The 19086-nt window shown below is 49.3% G+C and carries 18 protein-coding genes and 1 tRNA gene; 16 read left to right on the forward strand and 3 right to left on the reverse strand.

Annotation, left to right across the window (positions count from 1 at the left end):
• Positions 1–110 precede the first annotated feature (110 nt).
• The 7 genes from FTO70_RS05770 to FTO70_RS05800 all read left to right on the forward strand — a co-directional run bounded on the left by FTO70_RS05770 (position 111) and on the right by FTO70_RS05800 (position 6894).
• Entirely contained in the window at positions 111–1598 is a 1488-nt protein-coding gene (locus FTO70_RS05770; RefSeq protein WP_255334903.1) for a (R)-citramalate synthase, read from the forward strand.
• A 334-nt stretch (positions 1599–1932) separates the two neighbouring features.
• Positions 1933–3621 (forward strand): acetolactate synthase large subunit, encoded by a 1689-nt coding sequence (locus tag FTO70_RS05775; RefSeq protein WP_255334781.1) that lies wholly within the window; start codon positions 1933–1935, stop codon positions 3619–3621.
• A gap of 2 nt (positions 3622–3623) precedes the next feature.
• Positions 3624–4109: an acetolactate synthase small subunit gene (gene ilvN, locus FTO70_RS05780; protein WP_255334782.1), complete on the forward strand. Its 486-nt coding sequence runs from the start codon at positions 3624–3626 to the stop codon at positions 4107–4109.
• Positions 4110–4519: 410 nt separating this feature from the next.
• Entirely contained in the window at positions 4520–5527 is a 1008-nt protein-coding gene (gene ilvC, locus FTO70_RS05785) for a ketol-acid reductoisomerase (protein WP_255334783.1), read from the forward strand.
• 232 nt (positions 5528–5759) lie between these two features.
• Positions 5760–6302: a nitroreductase family protein gene (locus FTO70_RS05790; protein ID WP_255334784.1), complete on the forward strand. Its 543-nt coding sequence runs from the start codon at positions 5760–5762 to the stop codon at positions 6300–6302.
• Between the two features lie 214 nt (positions 6303–6516).
• Positions 6517–6588 (forward strand) — tRNA-Arg (locus FTO70_RS05795).
• A 135-nt stretch (positions 6589–6723) separates the two neighbouring features.
• Entirely contained in the window at positions 6724–6894 is a 171-nt protein-coding gene (locus FTO70_RS05800; RefSeq protein WP_255334785.1) for a hypothetical protein, read from the forward strand.
• A gap of 209 nt (positions 6895–7103) precedes the next feature.
• Here the strand turns inward: FTO70_RS05800 and gltA are convergent, their stop codons facing one another.
• The gene (gene gltA, locus FTO70_RS05805) at positions 7104–8513 is read right to left on the reverse strand and encodes an NADPH-dependent glutamate synthase (RefSeq protein ID WP_255334787.1); all 1410 of its coding nucleotides are present in this window, start codon (positions 8511–8513) and stop codon (positions 7104–7106) included.
• A 16-nt stretch (positions 8514–8529) separates the two neighbouring features.
• Complete coding sequence (locus FTO70_RS05810) at positions 8530–9375, reverse strand: sulfide/dihydroorotate dehydrogenase-like FAD/NAD-binding protein (protein WP_255334788.1); 846 nt, start codon at positions 9373–9375, stop codon at positions 8530–8532.
• A gap of 593 nt (positions 9376–9968) precedes the next feature.
• Between FTO70_RS05810 and FTO70_RS05815 the strand changes: the two genes are divergently transcribed.
• Together FTO70_RS05815 and FTO70_RS05820 are read left to right on the forward strand one after the other, a co-directional pair.
• Positions 9969–10109 (forward strand): hypothetical protein, encoded by a 141-nt coding sequence (locus tag FTO70_RS05815; protein ID WP_255334790.1) that lies wholly within the window; start codon positions 9969–9971, stop codon positions 10107–10109.
• An 85-nt stretch (positions 10110–10194) separates the two neighbouring features.
• Complete coding sequence (locus FTO70_RS05820) at positions 10195–10323, forward strand: hypothetical protein (RefSeq protein ID WP_255334792.1); 129 nt, start codon at positions 10195–10197, stop codon at positions 10321–10323.
• Between the two features lie 121 nt (positions 10324–10444).
• On the opposite strand, the gene FTO70_RS05825 is transcribed toward FTO70_RS05820, so the two are convergent.
• On the reverse strand, positions 10445–10588 hold the full coding sequence (locus FTO70_RS05825; RefSeq protein WP_255334793.1) for a hypothetical protein: 144 nt from the start codon (positions 10586–10588) through the stop codon (positions 10445–10447).
• A 14-nt stretch (positions 10589–10602) separates the two neighbouring features.
• On the opposite strand from FTO70_RS05825, the gene FTO70_RS05830 reads away from it, so the two are divergent.
• From FTO70_RS05830 to FTO70_RS05860, 7 genes are all read left to right on the forward strand, one after another.
• Positions 10603–11004, forward strand: coding sequence for a helix-turn-helix transcriptional regulator (locus FTO70_RS05830; protein ID WP_255334794.1), 402 nt, complete (start codon positions 10603–10605; stop codon positions 11002–11004).
• A gap of 17 nt (positions 11005–11021) precedes the next feature.
• On the forward strand, positions 11022–11771 hold the full coding sequence (locus FTO70_RS05835) for an arsenite methyltransferase (RefSeq protein WP_255334795.1): 750 nt from the start codon (positions 11022–11024) through the stop codon (positions 11769–11771).
• Positions 11772–12087: 316 nt separating this feature from the next.
• Positions 12088–13152 (forward strand): NosD domain-containing protein, encoded by a 1065-nt coding sequence (locus FTO70_RS05840; protein ID WP_255334797.1) that lies wholly within the window; start codon positions 12088–12090, stop codon positions 13150–13152.
• Positions 13153–13456: 304 nt separating this feature from the next.
• Complete coding sequence (locus FTO70_RS05845) at positions 13457–14833, forward strand: mannose-1-phosphate guanylyltransferase/mannose-6-phosphate isomerase (protein WP_255334798.1); 1377 nt, start codon at positions 13457–13459, stop codon at positions 14831–14833.
• A 60-nt stretch (positions 14834–14893) separates the two neighbouring features.
• Positions 14894–15976 (forward strand): DegT/DnrJ/EryC1/StrS aminotransferase family protein, encoded by a 1083-nt coding sequence (locus FTO70_RS05850; RefSeq protein WP_255334799.1) that lies wholly within the window; start codon positions 14894–14896, stop codon positions 15974–15976.
• A gap of 200 nt (positions 15977–16176) precedes the next feature.
• The gene (locus FTO70_RS05855; RefSeq protein WP_255334800.1) at positions 16177–17115 is read left to right on the forward strand and encodes a UDP-N-acetylglucosamine 3-dehydrogenase; all 939 of its coding nucleotides are present in this window, start codon (positions 16177–16179) and stop codon (positions 17113–17115) included.
• A 141-nt stretch (positions 17116–17256) separates the two neighbouring features.
• Positions 17257–18684 carry a nucleotide sugar dehydrogenase gene (locus FTO70_RS05860; RefSeq protein WP_255334904.1) on the forward strand — a complete coding sequence of 476 codons (1428 nt, stop codon included), beginning with the start codon at positions 17257–17259 and terminating at the stop codon, positions 18682–18684.
• The last annotated feature ends 402 nt before the right edge of the window (positions 18685–19086 follow it).

Genomic DNA, 19086 nt, shown 5'->3' on the forward strand with positions numbered 1-19086 from the left:
GCATCTTAGGGCTTGGAATTATCACAGCATATATATAATCAGACGTTTATTTATGTGCGTTCTATGGATGCAGAACAAAACTATGTAAATGAAAACACAACTGAGGGATTATATTATTCGAAGACATCCGCTTTCTGGACACTACTTTGAGAGATGGTGAACAAACACCGGGCGTAGCCCTGACAAGAGAGAAGAAGCTCTTGATTGCCCGTGCCCTGGACGAGATGGGGGTCTCCGTAATTGAGGCCGGTTCTGCTATCACTTCCAGCGGTGAAAGGGAATCCATCAAAGCCGTAGCAAACGCTGGTCTCGATGCAGAGATCTGCAGTTACTGCCGTATCGTAAAGATGGACGTAGACCACGCCCTTGAATGCGATGTGGACTCAATCCACCTGGTAGCTCCGGTCTCGGACCTGCATATCAGGACCAAGATCAAGAAGGACCGGGACGCAGTAAGGCAGATCGCAGTCGAAGTTACGGAGTATGCCAAGGACCACGGCCTGATTGTGGAACTGAGTGGGGAAGACTCTTCCCGGGCAGACATTGAATTCTTAAAGGCCCTGTTTGCCGACGGGATCGACGCCGGAGCCGACAGGTTATGCTTCTGCGATACCGTAGGGTTGCTGGTGCCTGAGAAGGCCACCGAGATTTTCAGAGACCTCTCCTCTTCCCTGAAAGCCCCGATCAGCATCCACTGCCACAACGATTTCGGTTTTGCAACGGCAAACACGATAGCTGCCCTTGCCGGGGGGGCAAAGCAGGCCCATGTAACGGTAAACGGTTTAGGGGAAAGAGCAGGGAATGCTTCTCTTGAAGAAGTGGTCATGAGCCTGGAATGGCTCTACAAATACGACACCGGGATCAAGCACGAGCTTATCTACAAGACCTCAAGGCTTGTAAGCCGCCTCACCGGGATTCCAGTCTCCCCCAATAAGGCGTTAGTAGGTGGAAATGCATTTACCCACGAAGCCGGGATCCACGTGCATGGGCTCTTAGCCGACAAGGCTACCTACGAACCCATGAGCCCCGAATATATCGGAAGGCAGCGCCAGATCGTACTCGGAAAGCATGCCGGAAGGAGCTCGATTTCCCTTGCCTTAAAAGAAATGGGGCTTGAAGCCGATGAGACCCAGACCGAAGAGATCTTCAAAAGGGTCAAACAGATGGGTGACCAGGGCAAGCACATAACCGATGCCGACCTGCAGACTGTTGCGGAAACCGTGCTCGACATCTACAAGGAACCTCTGGTAAAGTTAGAAGAGTTCACCATCGTGTCCGGAAACCGGGTTACTCCAACCGCTTCCATAAGGCTGAGCGTAAAAGACCGGGAAATCGTACAGGCCGGAATAGGGAACGGGCCTGTGGACGCCGTAATCAACGCGATCAGAAGAGCGGTTAGCTCCTGTGCGGAAGATATCATCCTTGAAGAGTACCACGTAGACTCCATCACCGGCGGGACGGATGCCCTTGTTGAAGTAAGGGTAAAGCTTTCCAAGGAAGGAAAGTCAATAACCGCAAGCGGAGCCCGGACGGACATTATTATGGCCTCGGTAGAAGCCGTTATGAACGGGATGAACCGCCTGATCCGCGCGGAGTAAGCTCCGGAAAGGATGCACTCCCCTTTGCAGGGGTTTTTTGAGGACTTTCCCGTCCTCTCTTCTTTTCTGCTGTACGGGAATTCTTTTCTTCCATATATGATGAATTCCCGGACTGAAAATGAAGGGCCATCGTATTCTTTCTGGGCCTGGGGGACCTGCATCCATATATAACATGATTGATTATGATGTATTTGCCGAATTTAAAATGAAAGTTTTGTGAGCGTGAGAGATAAAAAAGTATTTCTGATGAACACACTCTTACTGGAAATGTACTCAACCGGAAAGCTGGGTACCCAGTAAATAAATATCTCAAGAGAAATGAAGGAGATTCATAATGACAACCGGGTCAACAGAAAAAGTTAATGGCGCAAGGGCACTTATAAAGTGCCTGGAACTGGAGGGGGTTGACACTCTCTTCGGGTATCCTGGAGGGCAGATAATTCCCTTCTATGATGAACTCTACGATTCCGATCTGCGCCACATACTTGTACGTCATGAACAGGCAGCGGCTCATGCTGCGGACGGGTACGCCCGTGCAACGGGAAAGACCGGGGTCTGCGTTTCCACCTCAGGTCCCGGAGCAACCAACCTGGTAACAGGGATTGCTACGGCATACATGGACTCCGTGCCTATCGTAGCCTTAACCGGACAGGTTCCGCGCTTCCTTATAGGAAACGACGCTTTCCAGGAAGCCGACATTACGGGAATTACCCTGCCTATTACCAAGCACAACTACCTTGTACAGGATGCAAACGAACTTCCGAAGATCGTAAAAGAAGCCTTCCACATCGCTTCCACCGGAAGGCCCGGCCCGGTATTAATCGACCTTCCAAAGGACATCCAGAACACGGAGATTGACTTCTACTATCCTGACAAAGTAGAGCTTCGGGGCTACAAACCCACTTACAAAGGCAATATCCAGCAGGTCAAAAGAGCTGCCGAGGAAATCACAAACGCCTCCAGGCCTATAATCTATGCCGGGGGCGGGGTGATCAGCTCGAATGCCAGTGCCGAACTGGTGGAACTGGCAGAAGCCGTAATGGCTCCTGTTACAACGACCCTCATGGGCATCGGGGCAATCCCGACAGAGCACCCCCTGTCCATCGGGATGCTTGGAATGCATGGGACCAGGTACGCAAATTATTCAATCCAGGAATCCGACCTGATCATTGCGGTGGGCGCAAGGTTCGACGACAGGGTGACCGGCAAACTTGAGTCCTTTGCCCCGAATGCCAGGGTCATCCATATCGACATCGACCCTGCAGAGATCTCCAAGAATGTCAAGGTCCACATCCCGATTGTAGGAGACGCAAAACAGATTCTCAGGTCCCTGGTCAAGCACGTGAAGTGCTGCAACAGTGCGGCATGGCTTGAAAAGATAAACGGGTGGAAGAAGGAATACCCGCTCACCTACAGGAAGGAATCGGAAGTCATAATGCCGCAGTTCGTTGTGGAACAGATTTCCGAAGCCTGCAAAGACGCAATTATCGTGACGGAAGTCGGGCAGCACCAGATGTGGGCTGCACAGTTCTTCAAGTACAGCGCACCCCGCACTTTCCTGACTTCCGGCGGCCTGGGGACCATGGGGTATGGTTTCCCGGCAGCCATCGGGGCCAAAGTGGGGCGGCCTGAGAAGACCGTCATCAACATCGCAGGAGACGGCTCCTTCCAGATGAATTCCCAGGAACTTGCAACCGTTGTCCAGAACGACATTCCTGTGGTTTCCGTGGTCCTGAACAACGGCTACCTGGGCATGGTCAGGCAGTGGCAGGAACTCTTCTTTGACCGGAGATACTCTTACACCTGCATCAAGGGCAGTGTCGACTTCGTAAAACTTGCCGAAGCCTACGGCGCCCTGGGTCTGCGGGCCGAAAAGCCTTCCGAGGTCAGGCCTGCAATCGAGGAAGCTGTCAGGTCGGGCAGACCTGCGGTTGTTGAAGTGATTGTCGAGTGCGAGGCAAACGTCTCCCCGATGGTCCCGGCAGGGGCTGCGATCAATGAAATCCTTGACCTGGAGGACTGAATATGAAGCACACACTTGCAGTTCTTGTGGAAAACAAGTCCGGGGTCCTCTCCCGGGTGGCAGCGCTTTTCTCCAGGCGCGGGTACAACATCGACAGCCTGGCTGTTGGCGTTACGGAAGACCCTGATATCTCCCGGATGACCATCGTGGTCCACGGGGACGACCATGTGCTCGAGCAGGTCACAAAACAGCTGAACAAGCTGGTCGACGTGATCAAGGTCTCGGACATCGGCGGGGATGAAGCTGTCGAGCGGGAACTGGCCCTCATCAAGGTCTCGGCTGATGTAAACACCAGGGCCGAGATTATCCAGATTGCGGACATCTTCAGGGCACGGATTGTGGACGTGGCCCCAAAGTCCATGACCGTTGAGGTAACCGGGGACGAAGGCAAGATCCAGGCAATCGAAAAACTCCTCCGCCAGTTCGGGATCAAGGAATTGGTCCGGACGGGCAAGATTGCCCTGACCCGCGGGCCAAAGAAGGTTTAAATATTAAGGGCAGGTAAAGAGAGGTAGCTGCTTAATTATTTTCTACAGATTGGGGCAGCCGGGAGCCTTTCCGAAGGGACACGGTCTTTATAAAAAAGACCCGTGCTTCCGGGAACCTCTCAAACCGTTTAAAAGGCGGTCCCGATCTCAGGAAGCAACTTTTTATAAAATAAGTTCAACTTTCAAGGAAGAATATCCTTAAAAAATATCTGTAAAATATCCCTAAAAAATCCCGTAAAATATCCTTAAAAAATTCCAAAAATATCCTGAAAAAATCCTGAATATGCCGTAAAATATCCTGAAAAATCCCAATAAATTCCGATATTTTCGTATAGGAACAGGAATTTTTTCTCTCATAAATTAAGGAATGTCCATTTCAATGTTAAGAAATTTGTCAGGAGATCCAAGCAATGGCAACAATAATTTATGATAATGAAACCACCTTTGATGCACTCAAAGACAAGACCATCGCAGTGATGGGGTACGGCAGCCAGGGCCACGCCCATGCAAGAAACCTCCACGAGTCCGGGCTTAACGTTATCGTGGGGCTCAGGAATGGCAGTTCCAGCTGGGCAAAAGCCGAAGCTGACGGCTTGAAGGTCATGGCTGTGGCAGAGGCCGCAAAAGCCGCAGACGTTATCATGATCCTCCTCCCGGATGAAAAGCAGGCCTCGGTCTACTACTCCGAAATCGAGCCTAACCTGGAAGCCGGAAACGCCCTTGTCTTTGCTCACGGGTTCAATATCCACTACAACCAGATCGTGCCCCCTAAGAACGTGGACGTCTTCATGGTTGCCCCCAAGGGCCCCGGCCACATTGTCAGAAGGACCTACACCGAAGGTATCGGGGTCCCCGGCCTGATCGCAGTCTACCAGGACGCAACCGGAAAAGCAAGGGACCTTGCCCTCTCCTACGCCAAGGGGATCGGTGCAACCCGGGCCGGAGTCTATGAGACAACCTTCCGTGAGGAAACCGAGACCGATCTCTTCGGAGAACAGGTCGACCTCTGCGGTGGAATTGCCTCCCTTATCAAGACCGCTTTCGAAGTCCTGGTGGAAGCCGGGTACCAGCCAGAGATGGCCTACTTCGAGACCTGCCACGAAGTCAAGCTCATCGTCGACCTGATCTATGAAGGCGGGCTCGAGAGGATGTGGCACTCGGTCTCCAACACCGCGGAATACGGCGGTATGACCGTGGGTCCGCAGGTCATCAACGAAGAGTCCCGCGAAGCCATGTACATGGCCCTTGAAAGGATCCAGAACGGGGAATTCGCAAAGGAATTCGTCCTCGAAGGCATGGTCAACCACCCCGTGCTCAAAGCCATGGAGCGCCAGGAAAAAGAGCACCCGCTCGAAATCGTCGGCAAGGAAATCAGGGCAAACATCCCCTGGCTCAACAAGAAGATCGACGACGACTGATCTTAAAAGGCACATCTTTAACTTACTTTTTTCCTCTCCCGTCCAGGGTCGGTTTTCCGGCCCTGCCGGGATTTTTTTCTGGCAGGCTCTCCGACCTGACTTTTTTGGTATGTAGCTGCCCTGCTTTTTTTGGCAGGGTACTGTCAGAAAATTGATTTTTTGCCGTTCGTTTGCAGCCGTTGAACAGAAAGTTCATAAGTCTGAAATTTAAAATTCAATCCGGAGGGAAATGATGCCAGTAACAGGAGATAGCAAGGTAATTGATACAATTCTCAAGAGGCGGAGTGTCCGGGAGTTTACGGACAGTCCCGTAAGTGAAGAAAACGTTAACAAAATCCTTAACGCCGGGAGGTGGGCTCCTTCCGGGTTGAACAACCAGCCCTGGCGCTTTATTGTGGTCAGGGACCCGGAGACCATCCGTAAGCTCTCGGAATGCACTCATTATTCTAATATTGTAGCGGGAGCTCCCCTTTTGATTTCCGTCTTCCTGGATACCGAACACTCCTATTCCCGGACCAAGGATGTACAGGCAATCGGGGCTTCCATCCAGAACATGCTCCTGGCCTGCTGCGAACTGGACCTGGGCGCAGTCTGGCTCGGGGAGATCCTGAACCAGAACGAGAAGGTAAACTCAATCCTCAAATGTCCCTTAAAAATGGAGCTCATGGCAGTGCTTGCGATCGGGACCCCCGTCCCCAGAGAGCGGACTTCCACGAGAAAGGCGCTTTCAGAACTTGTTTTTGAGGAAAAGTACGGGCAGAAGTGGGAAGAATAAACGGTTCCGAAAGCCGGTAAACATTCCTGAAACCCAGGATTTTAAGTTGAACCTTTTGTAATCCAATCTTTAACTTTTTTTAATTGGCTCTTCTGATTGACTCTTCTACGTGAGGATTTGCGCCCTTCCGGAGGATTAAATTTATAAGCTATTTAGCACTATACTCAGCCAGTTAGCCCTCAAAGCCAAGCTTTCAGTTTCCCCACTCCAAAGAAGGTCTGTAGTGTAGAGGATATCACTGGAGCCTCCGGAGCTCCGAACCTGGGTTCAATTCCCAGCAGACCTGTATTGAATTTTCAGTGAAAAACAGCCGGGTTCCAGGACCAGGATTTTTACTTTTCTTTAATTTTCTTAGTGCTTTGCTTATCTTAGTGATCCCATGTCAGGCGGAAAAAGAAGAAACTCAGGAATTTTCGGCAGTTTGAACCGACCTTTCACACGGGTTGCCGGGAAAAGGCTTACTTTACTTCAGGTAATCCTTATAGCTGTTATCCTGTACTTCCTGCTCAGGATCCTGCTCCCGTTGCTCTGGACCCTCTTTATTATTGTTGCCTTGCTTGTGCTTTTGAAAGTAGTGCTTGAAATGTTATGATTTTCAAGCAGGCGGCAAAATAAACTGCCACCAATCAAAGACTTTGTAGCTTCTTCTGGCTAATTTTTAAGTTGCAAGTTCTGTAAAAGAGATTCTGAAAGTAACTTCTTTTCAAAGGTCATATGAGTTGGAATAAAGTTGGAAAAAAGTTGGAAAGAGAGATGCTGAATGAATTTTTCAGCTCTCTATTTTTTTCCTTTGTTTTGGTCTTATTTTTCTTTCAAATACTCGTCAATTGCCTTTGCAGCCTTTTTGCCTGCGCCCATGGCGCTGATGACGGTTGCGGCGCCTGTTACTACGTCTCCCCCGGCAAAGACCCCGCACTTGGAGGTTGCGCCGGTTTCTTCGTCGGCAATGACTGTTCCCCTCCGGTTCTGCTCAAGGCCTTCAGAGCCTTTGAAGATGATCGGGTTAGGGGATGTGCCGATTGCGATAACCACAACTTCGGCAGGGATTGTGAATTCCGAGCCTTCTTTGGGGACAGGGCTTCTCCTTCCGGATTTGTCGGGCTCACCCAGTTCCATCTTGATGCATTCGACAGCCGTGACGTTGAATTTCTCGTCGCCCAGGATACGGGTCGGGTTTGAGAGGAGCCTGAAGGTTATGCCTTCTTCTTTGGCGTGCTCGATTTCCTCGCGGCGGGCGGGCATCTCGTCTTCCCCGCGGCGGTAGACGATGCTTACTTCTTCGGCGCCGAGGCGGAGGGCTGATCTGGCTGCGTCCATTGCAACGTTTCCGCCTCCGACAACCACCACGTGCTTTCCTAGCCTGACCATGGTGTCATATTCAGGGTCGTAGGCTTTCATGAGGTTTACGCGGGTCAGGAACTCATTTGCGGAATACACGCCGTTTAAGTTTTCGCCTTCGATTCCCATGAAGTTCGGGAGGCCTGCACCCGTGCCCAGGAAGACAGCGTCGAACTCGTCGCAGAGCTCATCCAGGGTCTTGATCCGGCCGATGATGTAGTTGGGCCTGAGCTCAACTCCGAGCTGCTTGATGTATTCAACTTCCTGCCGTACGATCTCTTTCGGGAGCCTGAACTCGGGGATGCCGTAACTCAGGACTCCTCCGGCTTTGTGCAGGGACTCAAAGATAGTGACTTTGTGCCCGAGTTTTGCAAGGTCTGCTGCGGCTGTGAGGCCTGCAGGGCCTGATCCGACAATTGCTACCTTCTTGCCTGTAGGGGCCGGGATTTCCTGGGCTTTTACGCCCTGCTCACGCTCGTAATCGGCGCAGAAGCGCTCAAGCCTTCCTATTGCAACGGGCTCTCCTTTCTTTCCGAGCACGCAGAGGGCTTCGCACTGTGACTCCTGGGGGCAGACGCGCCCGCAGATGGCCGGGAGGGCGTTTGTGGCTTTGATCTTCTCAATTGCCCCCCCAAAGTCCTCTTCGCAGACCAGCTTGATAAAGCCGGGGATGTCCACGTTAACGGGGCAGCCTTCCACGCATTTCGGGTCTTTGCAGTTGAGGCAGCGGGAGGCTTCGGCAAGGGCGTCTTCCTTAGTGTAGCCCAGGGCCACTTCGTTGAAGTTCTTTCTTCTTTCTTCTGCAGGCTGTTCGGGCATCGGGGTCCTGTCTTTCCGGGCTTTTCCTGCTTTTCCTTCCTGTATTTCTGGCATTTTTATCCTCTCCGCCTCAGTGCAGGCCGCACCTGCATTCCTCTTCGTACTTTTCCGTGGCTTTTGCCTCTTCTCCGCGGTACATGGCAAGCCGGTTCAAGAGCTGGTTGAAATCGACCTTCCGGGCGTCAAACTCAGGGCCGTCCACACAGGTGAATTTTGTTTCTCCGCCTACAGTAACCCGGCAGCCTCCGCACATCCCGGTCCCGTCAACCATGATGGAGTTCAGGCTGACCAGGATTTCCACATCATAAGGAGAGGCAACGCCTGCTCCGACTTTCATCATGATGGGCGGACCGATGATCACGACCCTTGCAACCTTTTCCCCGCTGTCCAGGATCTGCTTCATGATATCGGTCACGAAGCCGTGGTGCCCTTTGGACCCGTCATCGGTTGCTATGTAAAGTTCGGTACTGGCTTTTCTCATTTCATCTTCAAGGATCAGGAGGTCTTTATTCCGGGCTCCGATGATAGAAAAGACCCGGTTGCCTGCTTTCATATAAGCCTTAGCCTGGGGATAGATCGGGGCAACTCCAACCCCTCCGCCCACAAGGATAACAGTTCCGAGTTTCCTTATGTCAGCGGGGGTCCCGAGGGGCCCTACGAAGTCTTCCAGGGCACCGCCTGCGGAAAGCTTTGCAAGCTGTTTTGTGGTCTTGCCCATTTCCTGGAAAATAACGGTAACCGTGCCTTTCTCTGTTTCAAAATCAGCAATTGTAAGGGGGACCCTTTCCCCTTTTTCATCAATCCTGAGGATTATGAACTGTCCTGCTTTTGCAGCCTTTGCCACGTCAGGGGCATCGATGACCATCCGGTGCACCGACGGAGCAATTTCTTCCTTTTCCAGTATTCTATATGCCATGGGATCACATTTTCCTGAATGAAAAGCATATTTGCTGAACAAAATAAATTGGTGAATTTAAGCTTGGCGGCTTGATTTCCCTTTTCCGGATAATTTTTCAGGCAGGACTCTAAAGTCACGACCATTCCGCCTGGACTCTCACCTTATAATGGCTAATGGGATATATATTCTCCCAAATAATTTTTAATTATTTTTCATGTGGCGCATCACTCACTGGTTAAATTGCAGGTGCTGGCGTTTTCCTGCGAATCCGGGAGGTGCAAACCACAACTGTTTTTAAATTTTATATGTTGGTTGCAAAAATTTAATAAATCTGGCGAGTATAATTAATTTAGGGGCAAATTCCCAAATCCGTTTTGATCCGGAATTTAAATAATGGAGAGGGGGGATAAGGCAAAAATAGTGTAATCTATAGCAAGAGTTGAGCTTGCAAAATTTTAAATCCTTGCCGGAAGGGAAGACCTGTTAACTGCATGTGTACCGGACAGGAAGGGATAATTTCTTTCCTGCAGAACCTGAGAAAGGGAAAACATGAAGTAGATTCATCTTTTATAAAAATGGAAGGATTATATCAGCAGAAGGGAGTTGGATATATGCCAGAAGAACAAAGGGTAGGAGAAAAGGGCGAGAAATTGGAGGAAAAAGAGGGCAAAGAAGTAGCAGATGTCGACCCCATCCATCCCACGGAAGCCCGGGGTGGCAAGAAGAGAGGCCTCCTGGATACCTGTAAATAAGCAGGTTTCAAGCAGGCTTTCATTTTTCATCTTTTTTCTTTGGGTGGGACCAGTTCTATTTTGGGATGAACAAAGGGGATAGACAATGGCACAGGAAACCGTAGTTGAGCCTATAGATCCGATGGAGAAAGAGCGAGGAGGCAGGAAAAAGCCTCTGGTAAGCTGCGAAAAGTACGATGAGGAAGAGAAGAAGAAGCTTTTCGGAGAGGAATAAAAAAGTCCTGAACTTTTCTTGTGTCTGATGGCTGAAATTAATATAGGGATAGCAGAGAATTGAGATTTCTTAATCTCTGTATCCTTTTTGTTTTTCTACTCTCCATATCTTTTTTGTTTTTCTACTCTCCGTATCTTTTTTGTTTTTCTACTCTCCATATCTTTTTTGTTTTTCTACTCTCCGTATCTTTTTTGTTCCTTGTTTTTCCATTTGTTGTAATGAATGCTGAAGGGTTTTCGAAATTATTATATGCATATATGCGCATATATGCATAGAACCATGCTTGAGGACAAGGTTAAATTTTTCAAAGCACTTGGAGACGAGACGAGGCTTACTGTCCTCTCTTACCTGCTGGAACACAGCTACTGTGCCTGTGATTTTGCTCCCCTTACCGAAAAAGACCAGACCACGGTTTCAAAACACCTCAAGGTACTCCTTGAGGCAGGAATTTTAAAGCATGAAAAGAGGGGGAGAAATATCATATACAGCATAAGGGACGAAGAGACCAGGGAACTGCTGCTTGTCCTGGGCATAGGGGAGGTAAAGCCCTGCTGCAGCGGCCCGGAAAGTTGCAGGGATTACCTGAAGGACCCGAAAATTAAAGACTCTAAAATTAAAGACTCTAAAATTAAAGACTCTAAAATTAAAGACTCTAAAATTAAGGGCCTGAAAAGTGACTAAAACGAGGAGACCGGAAAATGGATGCAGATGAAAAGAAGAAGATTATCAAGCTGAAATACGGAGAAATTGCGATTTCCGGAGGCTCCTGCTGCTGCAGCAGTGGGTGCTGCGGGGATGCGGACGCACAGGGTATTTCAAAATCGATCGGATATTCCGGAGACGATATCCAGTCTGTTCCCGAGGCCAACCTGGGCCTGGGCTGCGGCAATCCAACGGCTTTTGCGGAACTCAAAGAGGGAGAAGTGGTCCTTGATCTCGGTTCGGGGGCAGGCTTTGACTGCTTCCTGGCCGCGCAGAAGGTGGGGAGTTCGGGAAAGGTAATAGGGGTCGACATGACCGCGGAGATGGTGGAAAAAGCAAGGGCAAATGCCCTTAAGTACGGATATCCGAACGTGGAGTTCCGCCATGGTGACATCGAGGCCCTGCCGCTTGAAGACGAATCGGTTGATGCTGTCATAAGCAACTGCGTGATCAACCTGGCCCCGGACAAGGAAATGGTCTTCAGGGAAGCTTTCCGCGTCCTGAAGCCGGGAGGAAGGATGTATATTTCAGACATGGTCCTGCTGGCCGAACTTCCGGAAGCCCTTAAAAATGATGAAGATCTGCTGGCAGCCTGCGTTGCGGGTGCGGTCCTGAGAGATGACTATCTCAGGTTTTTAAATGAATCCGGGTTTTCGGTTGAAATCCTGGCGGAAGATAAAGGCATCAGTGAAAGGCAGTATGGAGGCCTACCGGTCGAGAGCCTTAAATTGAAGGCCTGGAAATGAAGGGAGATACGTTTTCTTCTTTCCCTTTTCTTCCCATATCTTTATCAACATCTCTTTGACATACCTTATTTGACATACCTTTGACGTACCTTATTTGAAATACCCTTCAACATACTTTACATTTGACATACTTCAACGTTCTCAGCAATACTGCTCAGAAACTCTGCTTCAATAAGTATATCCCTTACCGGATTTATATTACTATTCAATTATTCTTTTTCAACATCAGTTTATTTTCAGGCTGATCTTCCGGAAAACGGTTCCTTTTCGACTATGGGGAAAACAGGATGACTTGGGACAGGGGGTCCCGTCAAAGGTGATACTGCTGATAACCATAAAAACTGTAAAAGTCTGTTTTGCGATAGCTTCCGTTTTTTTGATGCTGAGTGCAGGCTCTGCAGCCGCCAGGAGGATTACGGTGGGGAGTGATGACAACAAGGACTTTTCCTCTATTCAGGCGGCTGTGGATTCTGCAGAGCCTGGAGATACTGTATACGTCTACAGCGGGATTTACAGGGAAAATGTATATCTTGATAAGGAAATTACTGTCCGTTCGATTTCCGGGAAACCCGAGGAGTATATTGTAAAGGCAAAAGACCCTCATGAACACGTTTTCCACGTAAAGGCAAACAACGTAACAATCAGCGGTTTTTCCATAAAAGGGGCAAGTGATCCGGAAAAAGCCGGCATCTATCTTGAGAAAACCCGTGGGACCCTGGTCAGCAATAATAAGCTTTCGGACAACCGCCTCGGGATCTATCTCGATACTTCGAATACCAATATGCTGAACGTCAATAATGTTTCAGGCAACGGCGTCGGGATTTTCCTGAACGGCTCGGGGGGAAACTTTGTTATCAACAACAGGGTCAAGCTAAATAGTCTGGAAGGCATCATGCTTGAGGCTTCGGACGGCAACAGGGTGAGTGGAAACCTCCTGCACTTTAATACCGAATACGGAATCATGCTTTCAAACAGCAGCAGGAACCTTATTTTCAACAACTACTTCCAGAACGCTGAAAACGTCGGGTATGGCGGTATCAACGCCGAAAACGTCTGGAACATAACAAAGAGAAGGGGAGTAAACATTGCTGGTGGACCCTACATGGGCGGCAACTACTGGACAGGCCCTGAAAGCACCGATCTTTGCATCGTTGAAGACCTGGACGAAGACGGTCTTTGCGATGCCTCTTACAACCTCGGGGAAGGCAATGTAGACCATAAGCCTCTCATCCTCAATACTCATACCCTCCGGACCAGCGGGCGTTTCATCACAATCCCTCTCCTCGGATTTGCCTTGCTTATACTGGTCTTTGCAGTATTTATTACAAAAAAGGTGATGGGCTGGGGAGATGACGATTTAACGAGGGACGATAAGGAATGAGTTTTGGAGAATTAAGGGATATGGGATGAATTCACGGATTGTTTTATCTTTTTACCTTTTTGCTGAGCTAAATTGAGAGTTTACATTTCTTGTTTTTCTGTTTTTTGATTGATCTGTTTTCCTTGTTTCTTTCGTTGAGTATTGTTCAGAGATTGAGTATTGTTCAGAGCCAAAGCTTATTTATTGATTTCTATCATATACTGGTGAAAAATAATCATATTCCTCAGTATATCTATAATTTCCATTATTTCAAAGACGTTCTATATACTTAGACCGGATATGTTTTAAACCAGTTTCCAGGGAGATGACAGGCATTAAGTCAATTATTCTTGCAGGCGGTTCGGGGACACGGCTCTGGCCACTCAGCCGGGAAATGTACCCCAAACAATTTTTAAAGTTCGGGAGCAGGTCCCTTTTTCAGGAAACAGTGCTCCGCTGCCTTGAGGTATCGGATATTTCAGAAATTTTTGTTGTTACAAACGAAGCCCAGAAGTTTTTCGTCATCGGTCACATCAAAGAACTCGGTTTTACGATCCCTCCTGAGAACGTCCTGGTTGAGCCTGAGGGCAGGAATACCCTTCCTGCAATTCTCTACGGGATGAAGGAAATTGAAAGGAAGTTCGGAAATTCCACAGTCGGCGTTTTTTCCTCCGACCACGTCCTTGACATGGGTGCCATGCAGACGATTTCCGCAGCCGAACCTCTGGTTTCGGATTTCCTGGTGACTTTTGGGGTCGTTCCCACTTTCCCTAATACCGGATACGGCTACGTCAAACCCTCAGAGCCTCTCGGCCCGGGCTTTCGGGTCTCGGAATTCCGGGAAAAACCGGATGAGGAAACTGCAAAAAAATACATCAATGAAGGCTGCCTCTGGAACAGCGGGATGTTCCTCTTCGAAACCGGACTCTTCTTTGAGGAAGTTAAAAAACATGCCCCTGCGGTTTTTGCCTGCTTTGAGAAATCCGATGATATTAGTGAAGTTTATTCAGGTGTGGATAAAATTTCCGTTGACTACGGGATAATGGAAAAGTCAGACAGGGTTGCCGTTGTGAAACTGAGCCGGAAATGGAGCGACCTTGGGAACTTTGCAGCCCTCTATGATGAGTTTGAAAAGGACTCGGCGGAAAACGCGGTTCAGGGTTGTGACCCTCTGCTTTTCAATTCCGAAGGGAACCTTGTGTATTCAAAAAGCGGGAAAATCGTCTCCCTTATTGACGTTAAAGACATGGTCGTCGTGGACACTAGTGATGCCCTGCTGGTCTGTCCGAAGTCCAGCAGCCAGAGGGTAAAAGAGGTTGTCTCCGAGCTTAAGGAAAGGGATGACGAAAGGGCATATATCGGCCAGACAGTTTACCGGCCCTGGGGTTCCTATACCCTACTTGAAGCGTCTCCGGGCCACAAGATCAAGAATATTGCAGTGCTTCCCGAACATAAGCTGAGCCTCCAGCTGCACTACCACAGGAGCGAGCACTGGGTTGTCGTAAAGGGCATGGCCTGTGTGGATGTGAACGGTGAGAGGTTTTTCCTGAGGCCCGGGGAAAGCACTTTTATCAGGGCCGGGGAAAAGCACAGGCTTTCGAATCCCGGAAAGGTCCCTCTGGAGATTATTGAGGTGCAGCTTGGAGAACTTGTGGACGAAGGGGATATCGTTCGCTTTGATGACGTGTATGGAAGAAATTGATGTATACGGGAGAAATCGGGAGAAATTAATTATTGATTCGGATTCCGAAAGAGGTCTGAAATGATTCCAATCGCAAAACCACAAATTGGTCAGGAAGAAATTGATGCAGTAGTTGGTGTGCTCCAATCGGGAATGATTGCTCAGGGCCCAAAGGTTGAAGAGTTCGAGCAGGCTTTTGCGGAATATGCAGGTTCCGGGTATGCTGTAGCTGTAAACTCCGGGACCGCAGCTCTTCATGTTGCTTTACTGGCGCACGGGATCGGAGAGGGGGATGAAGTAATCACGACTCCTTTCAGTTTCATTGCAACGGCAAACAGCACCCTTTACACCGGGGCAAAGCCGGTTTTCGCGGATATTGAGCCGGATACTTTTAATATATGCCCCGCAGAAATCCAGGATAAAATAAGTCCGAAAACAAAAGCCATTATGCCGGTTCATCTTTACGGGCATCCGGCTGACATGAAAGCCATAATGGAAATTGCCGAAGACCACAAACTTGTCGTGATTGAAGACGCCTGCCAGGCCCACGGTGCAGAGTGCCTGGGAAAAAAGGTCGGCTCTTTCGGTACCGGAGCCTTCAGCTTCTACCCGACCAAGAACATGACCACAAGTGAAGGCGGAATGCTTACCACAAATGACAGGGAAATTGCGGAAAAAGCAAAAATGGTCCGGGCCCACGGCTCTAAAGTAAGGTACCTGCACGAATGCCTGGGTTTCAACCTACGCATGACCGACATTGCAGCTGCAATAGGGCTCGCACAGCTTGGAAAACTCACCGGCTTCACCGCTGCCAGGCAAAAAAACGCAGATCTGCTCTCAACCGGGCTAAAAGATGTATCAGGAGTGTCGGTTCCGGTGATAAAGGAGGGTTGCACTCACGTCTTTCACCAGTACACGATAAGGGCTAAAAAGCGTGATGAACTGGGAGCTTTCCTTATGGAGAACGAAATCGGCACTGGGGTCCACTACCCTATCCCGATCCATAAACAGCCCCTCTATAAGGAACTCGGATACACGGATTCCATGCCGGTTTCGGAAAAAGCAGCAGCAGAAGTCCTTTCCCTCCCCGTACACCCCGGAGTCTCAGAAGCAGACGTGCAGAAGATTATCGCTTCAGTCAAAGAGTTTTACGCCAGGGAATAACAACTAAAGTCAGACATCAAAATTCTTTAACTTATTTAGAACGAAGATTAAAACCACAAAAAGCACGGAAGCACATGGAAAAAAGAACGACGGGGATACGAAATTTACGGTTGATCTGTCGTTTTTAGTCCGCTTGAGCGAGCAACGCGAGCGAAACGGACCCCGTGCTCCCGAAGCGGAACTCGGGAAGTGAAAAACACGTGATAAGAGTAGGAGTTATAGGCACAGGTGCCATGGGCCAGAACCATGTACGGATCTACAGTGAAATGGAAGGTGTGGAACTTGCCGGAATCTCGGACGTAGACCGGCAGCGGGTCGAAGCCATGGCTGTCCAGTTCAACACAAAAGGCTTTACCGATTATAAAGAAATGTTTGCCGAAGGGCTCGACGCTGTAAGCGTGGTCGTCCCCACCAAGCTGCATAAACAGGTCGTGCTCGATGCCCTGGAAGCAGGCCTGCACGTCCTTGTGGAAAAACCGATCGCTGATACCATTGAAAATGCAGACCTGGTGATAGGAGCCGCAAAAAAGTCAGGCAAGGTCCTGATGGTAGGCCACATAGAACGTTTCAATCCTGCAGTAATCAAGCTAAAAGATATAATGGATTCCGGCATCCTGGGGAAGATAGTCTCCATCTCGACCCGGAGAGTCGGCCCCTACAACCCGAGAATAAGAGACGTTGGCGTAATTCTGGATATCGGGGTCCACGACATAGACATCATCTCCTACCTTTACGGAGAAAAAATAAACCATGTCTACGCAATCGCAGGCGCAGACATCCACCCCTTCGAAGACCACGCTTCAATCATCCTCCGGATGAACCACGAATTCGCAGGCGTTGTGGAAACAAACTGGCTGACCCCCCACAAGGTCCGGAAACTCACAGCCATAGGGTTAAACGGAGTCGCCTACCTGGACTACATCGACCAGACCGTGGAAATCCACGACAACGGCTGGATCAGGAAAGCCAAGGTGGAACAGAGCGAGCCTCTCAAAAACGAGCTCAAATATTTCATCGACTGTGTCAGCACCGGAAAAGACCCCAACCCCAGCGGGGAAGACGGAAAGCACGCCCTGGAAGTTGCCATGGCTGCCATCAGGTCATACAGGGAAGAAAAGATGATTGAAATCGGAAAATAAACCGTATAAGGGATCTTAAAAGGGATTAAATAGGAATCATAAGATCATAAAAGGGATCATAACGATCATAAGGTCATAAAAGGAATCATAAGGTCATAAAGGGATTAAAAAAGGAATGAAGGGGATTATAAAGTGATAACTATTAGCAAGTTAGAGAAACTGCTTGAGGAACGTGGCCCTATAAAGAAAATAGGTGTCATCGGCATGGGTTATGTGGGAATTCCGGCTGCCCTGCTTTTTGCGGACGCACCCTGCTTCGACCACGTTTTAGGCTTCCAGCGCGCATCAAATACCTCAGGGCACAAAATCGAGATGCTCAACAGGGGAGAAAGTCCCCTCAAAGGCGAAGAGCCAGGCCTTGAGGAGCTCTTGCAGAAAGTCGTAAAAGCCGGCAAATTCGAATGCACGCCGGACTTCTCAAAGATCTCCGAACTCGACGCAGTAACCCTTGCCATCCAGACCCCCTTTGCAAACCCGAAAGACCTGGTGCCCGACTTTGGCGCCCTTATAGAAGGCATCAGGAACGTCGGAAAGTACTTAAAACCGGGAATGCTTGTCGTCCTTGAGTCCACAATTACCCCAGGCACAACCGAAGGTATGGCAAAGCAGGTCCTTGAAGAAGAATCCGGCTTAAAAGCAGGAGAAGACTTCGCCCTCGCCCACGCTCCCGAAAGGGTGATGGTCGGTCGCCTCCTGAGGAACATCCGGGAACACGACCGGATAGTTGGAGGCATCGACGAAGCCAGCACAAAGCGGGCAGTTGAGCTCTATTCCCCCGTGCTCACTGTCGGAAAAGTCATCCCTATGTCCGCAACCGCAGCCGAGGTTACGAAAACCGCTGAGAATACCTTCCGCGACCTCCAGATTGCAGCCATCAACCAGCTCGCCCTTTACTGCGAAGCTATGGGCATAAACGTCTACGACGTCAGGACAGGCGTGGACAGCCTGAAAGGCGAAGGAATTACACGAGCCGTTCTCTGGCCCGGGGCCGGGGTGGGAGGCCACTGCCTGACCAAGGACACCTATCACCTGGAAAGGGGAGTAAAGATCGGTAAAGGCCAGCTGGACTATCCCGAAGGTGCCGATTCAATCTACGTGCTTGCAAGGAAGATTAACGACTTTATGCCTGTGCACATGTACAACCTGACCGCCGCAGCCCTTGAGAAGATCGGAAAGAAGGTGGAGGGCTCAAAGATTGCAATGCTCGGCTGGGCCTTTATCAGGGATTCGGATGATGCGCGGAATACGCCGTCTGAGCCTTACAGGGACCTTTGCATGGATGCTGGGGCTGAAGTTATTGTGCACGACCCTTATGTTGTAAATTATCCGGGTGTTGAAATTTCGGATGACCTGGAAGAGGTTGTCAGGGGGGCGGATGCTGTGGTTGTGCTTGCGGGGCATTCGGCTTATTTTGAGGTGAAGGCGGAGTGGTTGAAGGAGATTTGTGGAAAAGAGCATCCGGTTATTGTGGATGGAAGAAATGTGGTTGAGCCGGATGAGTTTATTGGGGAAGGGTTCGTGTATAAGGGGATCGGGAGAGGAGATAAGAACGGGCATGAGATGAATTGATTTAATCCTCATTGGTCATCGGTTAAGGGATTTTCTTGCCTGAAAGCTATCGATTTGTACCAGAAGCATACCTTAAATTTTGGCCTCTTTACATGAAATCGATACCCTGTTCCAGTCCATAACATCTATAGATAGTTGGCAACAGTTGAGGAAATGGAGACAATTTTTCACGATTCCTCACTTAACCGAAGACGCATGATTTAATCCTTAGTTCCGCATTTTTAAGCACATAAATATCGCTTGATATCGACTCATACGCTTAAACTTAAGCACATTAGATACAAGGTAAAATATCTAAACCGCAATCTTCTGACTTTATATAAATACGGAAAAGCATATATGCGCCTAAAAAGGCGGAAGTTAGGATTATTGTCTCTTATGGAAAATGAAGTGTTTGTAATT

The sequence above is a fragment of the Methanosarcina sp. KYL-1 genome (assembly GCF_024372725.1).
Lineage (GTDB): Archaea > Halobacteriota > Methanosarcinia > Methanosarcinales > Methanosarcinaceae > Methanosarcina.

Excerpts from the sequence above, each read along its gene's own strand:
- FTO70_RS05850 (WP_255334799.1), top strand. The coding sequence starts at position 14,894 with ATGATTCCAATCGCAAAACCACAAATTGGTCAGGAAGAAATTGATGCA.
- FTO70_RS05790 (WP_255334784.1), top strand. The coding sequence starts at position 5,760 with ATGCCAGTAACAGGAGATAGCAAGGTAATTGATACAATTCTCAAGAGG.
- gltA (WP_255334787.1), bottom strand. The coding sequence starts at position 8,513 with ATGCCAGAAATACAGGAAGGAAAAGCAGGAAAAGCCCGGAAAGACAGG.
- FTO70_RS05835 (WP_255334795.1), top strand. The coding sequence starts at position 11,022 with ATGGATGCAGATGAAAAGAAGAAGATTATCAAGCTGAAATACGGAGAA.
- FTO70_RS05775 (WP_255334781.1), top strand. The coding sequence starts at position 1,933 with ATGACAACCGGGTCAACAGAAAAAGTTAATGGCGCAAGGGCACTTATA.
- ilvN (WP_255334782.1), top strand. The coding sequence starts at position 3,624 with ATGAAGCACACACTTGCAGTTCTTGTGGAAAACAAGTCCGGGGTCCTC.
- FTO70_RS05820 (WP_255334792.1), top strand. The coding sequence starts at position 10,195 with ATGGCACAGGAAACCGTAGTTGAGCCTATAGATCCGATGGAGAAAGAG.
- FTO70_RS05810 (WP_255334788.1), bottom strand. The coding sequence starts at position 9,375 with ATGGCATATAGAATACTGGAAAAGGAAGAAATTGCTCCGTCGGTGCAC.
- FTO70_RS05845 (WP_255334798.1), top strand. The coding sequence starts at position 13,457 with ATGACAGGCATTAAGTCAATTATTCTTGCAGGCGGTTCGGGGACACGG.
- FTO70_RS05830 (WP_255334794.1), top strand. The coding sequence starts at position 10,603 with ATGCTTGAGGACAAGGTTAAATTTTTCAAAGCACTTGGAGACGAGACG.
- FTO70_RS05815 (WP_255334790.1), top strand. The coding sequence starts at position 9,969 with ATGCCAGAAGAACAAAGGGTAGGAGAAAAGGGCGAGAAATTGGAGGAA.
- FTO70_RS05825 (WP_255334793.1), bottom strand. The coding sequence starts at position 10,588 with ATGCGCATATATGCATATAATAATTTCGAAAACCCTTCAGCATTCATT.
- ilvC (WP_255334783.1), top strand. The coding sequence starts at position 4,520 with ATGGCAACAATAATTTATGATAATGAAACCACCTTTGATGCACTCAAA.